A 4,881-nucleotide genomic window follows, 5' to 3' on the forward strand; every position below is an offset into this window, starting at 1 on the left:
CTTTCACCGCGCCGCCGTCGTGCCCGTGCCGTCGAGGGGACCGGAACCACCCGCACGGGCTCTCCCGCCGTCGCCCCGGCGAGGTGCGCCGCGACGCCCCGGCCCAGGTCTGTCGCCGCACGGCCGAGCGGTCGGGACAGGTCGGTCCGGCCCCGGTCCTTCCAGGCCACCACCACCCCCCGCACGGGACCGGCGTAGTCGGTCGCGACCCAGACCGGTAGCGGTGCGGTCCCGTCCATCCGGTCCAGCCGGGGCACGTGCTGCTCGCACCGTCGCACAGCTCCGTCGTCCAAGGAGCCCCGCAGGAGCCTCTCGCACGGCGCGCACAAGGGCTCGTCCCAGGCTCCGCACCCGGGGCACTGGACCGGCAGCACGAGACGAGCCAGGCCGACCGCTCCGAGACGAAGCAGCTCGACGACTTCACCCCCTGGCCTGCGCACGGCACCACCCTGCCCTGGGTCGTGGCGCCGCGGAGGCTGTCCACAGGCCTGGGTCAGCCGGGGAAGACCGGATCGCTCACGTCGGTCGCGACCCTGACCCAGCTGACGTTCTGCCGCGAGTAGAGCGCCCCGTCGGCGACGGCGACGTAGAGCGCCCGGTCCCCGCGGCCGGACGCGATGCCGACGGTCTCGTCGACCAGGGACAGGGTCGTGGTCGGTCCGCCCAGGGGCACGGTGTGCACCGTCGGGTCGACGGCTGAGGCGCTCGTGCCGAGGACCGCGACGGTGGCCTCGTCGACCCAGGCGACCTCCCAGGCGTCGGTCAGCACCGCACCCACAGGCGTCCGCTCCCCGACCAGGCGTGGGGTGCCGTCCTCGTCGCGGACCACGCTCGCGACGTCGACCGTCGTCCCCCGCTCGCCGCCACCCACCGAGACCACGGCGATCCGGGCACCGTCCCGCGAGACACGGATCGACCGCACCTCGCGCCCCTCGAGCCACTCGGCGCCGACGACGACGTCCTCCCCCGCCGGGTCGACCGCCGTGAGCGAGGCGGTGCTCTCCTGCTCACCGGTCCAGACCCAGCCGAACCTGTCCACCGAGGGAGGCACGAGGTCCTCGCCCTCGAGCAGCTCGACCGGGGCCGAGGCGTCGGTCGGCAGCAGCATCAGCCGGTCGACCCCGTCCAGGACGACCCGCACCGAGTCGTCGAGGCTCACCGCGGGACTGTTCGCGTCGAGGCCCGTCAGGGCCGGCGCGTCCTCGAGGGGCACGACCTCGCCGCGCTCGACCACAGCCAGCCGCCCCTCGCTCAGCACGTAGGGCCCGCGCTCGGGGGCCACGTCGCGGTCCACGGACGGCAGGCTCGCGTGCTCCCAGGCGAGCCCACCGACCGTCACCACGACCTCGGTCGCCGGGACGCGCCCGAGGGTCGTCTCGAGCTGGCTCTGGAGCAGCTCGCGGTCCGCGTCGGCGACGCGGGTGTCGGCCCGCAGGTCGACCGTCGCGACGCCGTCGGTCACCGCGACGGCGGCCGTGCTCAGGGCGGCGTCCTCCGGGGCTCCCGAGACCACCGCGTCCCGGAGCCAGGGCGACGGACCAGCGAGCAGCTCAGAGACGGCATAGGTCGCGGTGCTGCGGGTGGGGAACCACCGGACGTCGGGCACGAGCTGGGACCGGTCGGGGGTGGCGAAGTAGAGCGGCGTGCGCCGGTAGACCGCGTCGAACACCGCCGGGAGCATGAGCACGCCGTCGTCCAGGCGGGAGACCCGCCACTGGCCACCGGCGTCGCGCACGAGGTCGAAGACGAGCTCCTCGCGCGAGCCGGGCACCGCCTCGACGTACGCCCCGCTCGCGTCGACCGTGGCCTCGACCGGGACCGTGACCATGACGCTGTCGTCGCCACGCAGCTCGGTCTGGATGCCGCCGCCCTCGTCCGAGTAGACCAGCACCCGCGAGCGCGGGCTCCACCTGGCCGAGGCCGAGCCGGTGAGGAACTTCCGCGCGACGGTGAACTCGTCGTAGAGCCCCGCCGCCCCGGCGTCGAGGAAGCCCCGGACGATCGCCTCGGGCTCGGCGTCCGGCTCGGGATCGTCCGCGAGGGGGATCGCCGACCCCGGCTCGACGAGCTCGACCTCGCCGGTGCCGATCGGCCCCGAGGTCGGGATGACGGCGCAGCCCGCCAGGACGGCGAGGGCCGCGACCCCGGCCGAGGCACGGCGCAGGGACTGACGCAGGGACTGGCGCATCAGGCCTCCATCGGGTCGAGGTCGGGCACCGAGGTCGGGTCCAAGGCTGGGCTGCTGCGGACCGCGGGCTGGGGCTCGGGCTCCTCATCGGGGGGCTCGAGGGGCAGCGGTGAGCCCGACAAGGTGATGCCTGCACGGCGTGGCAGGGTCAGGCGGAAGCACGAGCCGCGGTCGGGACGGCCCCAGACCTCGAGCCAGCCTCCGTGCAGCCGGGCGTCCTCGATCGAGATCGCCAGGCCCAGGCCGGTGCCGCCCGTGGTGCGCGCCCGAGCGGGATCCGCGCGCCAGAACCTGTCGAAGACGTGCTCGGCGGCCTCCGCCGTCATGCCCACGCCGCGGTCCCGCACGGTCACGGCGAGCGCCCTGCTGTCGGCGGCGACGCGGATCTCGACCGGCTTGCCGTCGGCGTGCTCGACGGCGTTGACCACGAGGTTGCGCAGGATGCGCTCGACCCGCCGCGGGTCGACGTCGGCGACCGCCGGTCGCTCGGGCAGGTCGACCGCGAGCCACACGCCCCGACGCTCAGCGAGCATGCTCGCCTGCTCGACCACGAGGGTCACGACCTCGCCGACGTCCTGGGCCTCGGCGTCGAGCATGGCCGCCCCCGCGTCGAAGCGGCTGATCTCGAGCAGGTCGGCGAGCAGCGCCTCGAACCGGTCGAGCTGGGTGGTCAGCAGCTCCGCCGAGCGGCGGGCGGCCGGGTCGAGCTCCTCGCGCGAGGCGTGGATCACCTCGGCCGCCATCCGCACGGTGGTCAACGGGGTGCGGAGCTCGTGCGAGACGTCCGAGACGAACCGGCGTTGCAGGTCCGAGAGCTGCTCCATGCGGAAGATCTGGTCCTCGAGGCTCTCGGCCATCTCGTTGAAGGAGCGAGCCAGGGTCGCCATCTCGTCCATCCCGCGCACCGTCATGCGTTCGCCGAGGTTCCCGTCGGCGAGCCGCTCGGCGACGCGGGCGGCCGCGCGCACGGGGTGCACCGCCTGCCAGGTGACGAGCCAGGTCATGACCCCGAGCAGACCCACGAGGCCCAGGCCCGCGAGCGCCAGGGTCTGCTGGACGAAGGCCAGGGTCTGCTGCTCGGACTCGAGGTCGTAGAGGTAGTACAGCTCGTACTGGCCGGCCGCAGGGACGCTCACGGTCGATCCGATGAGCAGGCCCGGATGCTCCTCGTCGGTCTCCGCGTCAGGGACCGCCACCGAGACCCAGCGCTGGACGTCGGAGTCGCGCACGGCCTCGCGCATCTCGGAGGTGATGAGGGGGCCGACCTCGGGGCGGGTCGACAGGTCGTTGACGCCGTTGAGCCTCGGGGTGCCGGGAGATCTGCGCAGGAAGACCTCGGGCTGGCTCGAGGCACCGACCTGCAGCTCGCGGACCAGGCTCAGGAAGAGCTCCTGGACCTCTCCCCCGGTGACCGCAGGAGCCGCGTCGAAGGTGGTCCGAGCCTGCGTCGTGGAGCGGGCGCTCTCCTCGAGCACCTCGGTCAGGCGCTGCTCGAACAGCCCGTCGCGGATGCTGTCCGCGAGGTAGCCGCCCAGCAGGCCTACGGCCACCAGCCCGGCCACCAGGGTCGAGGTCAGCACGCGCAGCTGCAGCGACGAGCGCCACGCGGTCCACGCCGTCCGTCCGGCGCGCAGGAGCCGGAGACGGACCCGCAGCGCCCAGCGACGCGTCCGGGCCACGGTGATCACGACCGAGCCGTCCCGCTCACGACGGGCCGGTGCCTGCCTTGTAGCCCACCCCTCGCACGGTCACCACGATCTCGGGCCGCTCGGGGTCGTGCTCGATCTTCGAACGCAGGCGCTGGACGTGGACGTTGACCAGCCGCGTGTCGGCCGCGTGCCGGTAGCCCCACACGCGCTCGAGCAGCACCTCACGGGTGAAGACCTGCCAGGGCTTGCGGGCGAGGGCGACGAGCAGGTCGAACTCGAGGGGGGTCAGTGGTATCAGCTCACCCGCGCGGGTGACGCGGTGACCCGTCACGTCGATCTCGAGGTCGCCGATGGTGAGGTGCTCGGGGGTCGGCTCGTCGGTCCGGCGCAGACGCGTGCGCACCCGGGCGATGAGCTCCTTGGGCTTGAACGGCTTGGAGATGTAGTCGTCGGCCCCCGACTCCAGGCCCAGCACGACGTCAACCGTGTCGCTCTTCGCGGTGAGCATGACCACAGGGACCCCCGACTCGGCGCGGATCAGACGGCAGATCTCGGTGCCGTCCTTGCCGGGGAGCATGAGGTCGAGGAGCACGAGGTCGGGCTGGTGCGTCCGGAAGGCGGCCAGCGCCTCGTCACCGTGCGCGCAGAACGAGGGCTCGAAGCCCTCCGAACGCAGCACGATGCCGATCATCTCGGCGAGCGCGACGTCGTCGTCCACCACGAGGATTCGACCCTTCATGGCCCCATGGTGTCATCCCCGGAGCCCAGGACGACGCCGCGCGCGCCGGGGACCTCGCGAGGACGGCGCCCCGGGCCTCGGCGCAGGGACGAGGCGTGGCACGATGGGGCCCGCCGGGGACCGACCGCGAGGCCGACCACCGCGGTGGACCGAGACCCACTCCAGGACGGCAGGGGAGCACAGTGACCGACCCGAACCAGCCCGGGCAGCAGCCACCCCAGGGATGGGGGCCGGGCTCGTCCCAGCAGCCGGGCTACGGCCCGTCGGGTCCGGGCGCCTCCGGGGCCGAGCAGCCGCCCCAGGCG

The 4,881-nt window shown here is 73.8% G+C and carries 4 protein-coding genes; all 4 read right to left on the minus strand.

Going from position 1 to position 4,881, the window contains the following annotated elements; genetic code table 11:
* The coding region (locus L0B03_RS13860) for a ComF family protein (protein WP_374204958.1) at positions 1–257 on the minus strand (257 nt) is incomplete at its 3' end.
* Positions 258–493: 236 nt separating this feature from the next.
* Complete coding sequence (locus L0B03_RS13865) at positions 494–2,188, minus strand: LpqB family beta-propeller domain-containing protein (RefSeq protein ID WP_250446770.1); 1,695 nt, start codon at positions 2,186–2,188, stop codon at positions 494–496.
* Positions 2,188–3,876 (minus strand): MtrAB system histidine kinase MtrB, encoded by a 1,689-nt coding sequence (gene mtrB / locus L0B03_RS13870; protein WP_250446772.1) that lies wholly within the window; start codon positions 3,874–3,876, stop codon positions 2,188–2,190. Before mtrB ends, L0B03_RS13865 begins: the two co-directional genes overlap by 1 nt.
* A 16-nt stretch (positions 3,877–3,892) precedes the next feature.
* Positions 3,893–4,576, minus strand: a complete 684-nt coding sequence (gene mtrA / locus L0B03_RS13875; RefSeq protein WP_208054518.1) for an MtrAB system response regulator MtrA — start codon at positions 4,574–4,576, stop codon at positions 3,893–3,895.
* Positions 4,577–4,881 lie beyond the last annotated feature (305 nt).

The organism is Actinotalea sp. C106, assembly GCF_023630195.1.
In the GTDB taxonomy this organism is placed as follows: domain Bacteria; phylum Actinomycetota; class Actinomycetes; order Actinomycetales; family Cellulomonadaceae; genus Actinotalea.

Coding starts and splice junctions, on each gene's coding strand:
- L0B03_RS13865 (WP_250446770.1), bottom strand. CDS start 2,188: ATGCGCCAGTCCCTGCGTCAGTCCCTGCGCCGTGCCTCGGCCGGGGTC.
- mtrA (WP_208054518.1), bottom strand. CDS start 4,576: ATGAAGGGTCGAATCCTCGTGGTGGACGACGACGTCGCGCTCGCCGAG.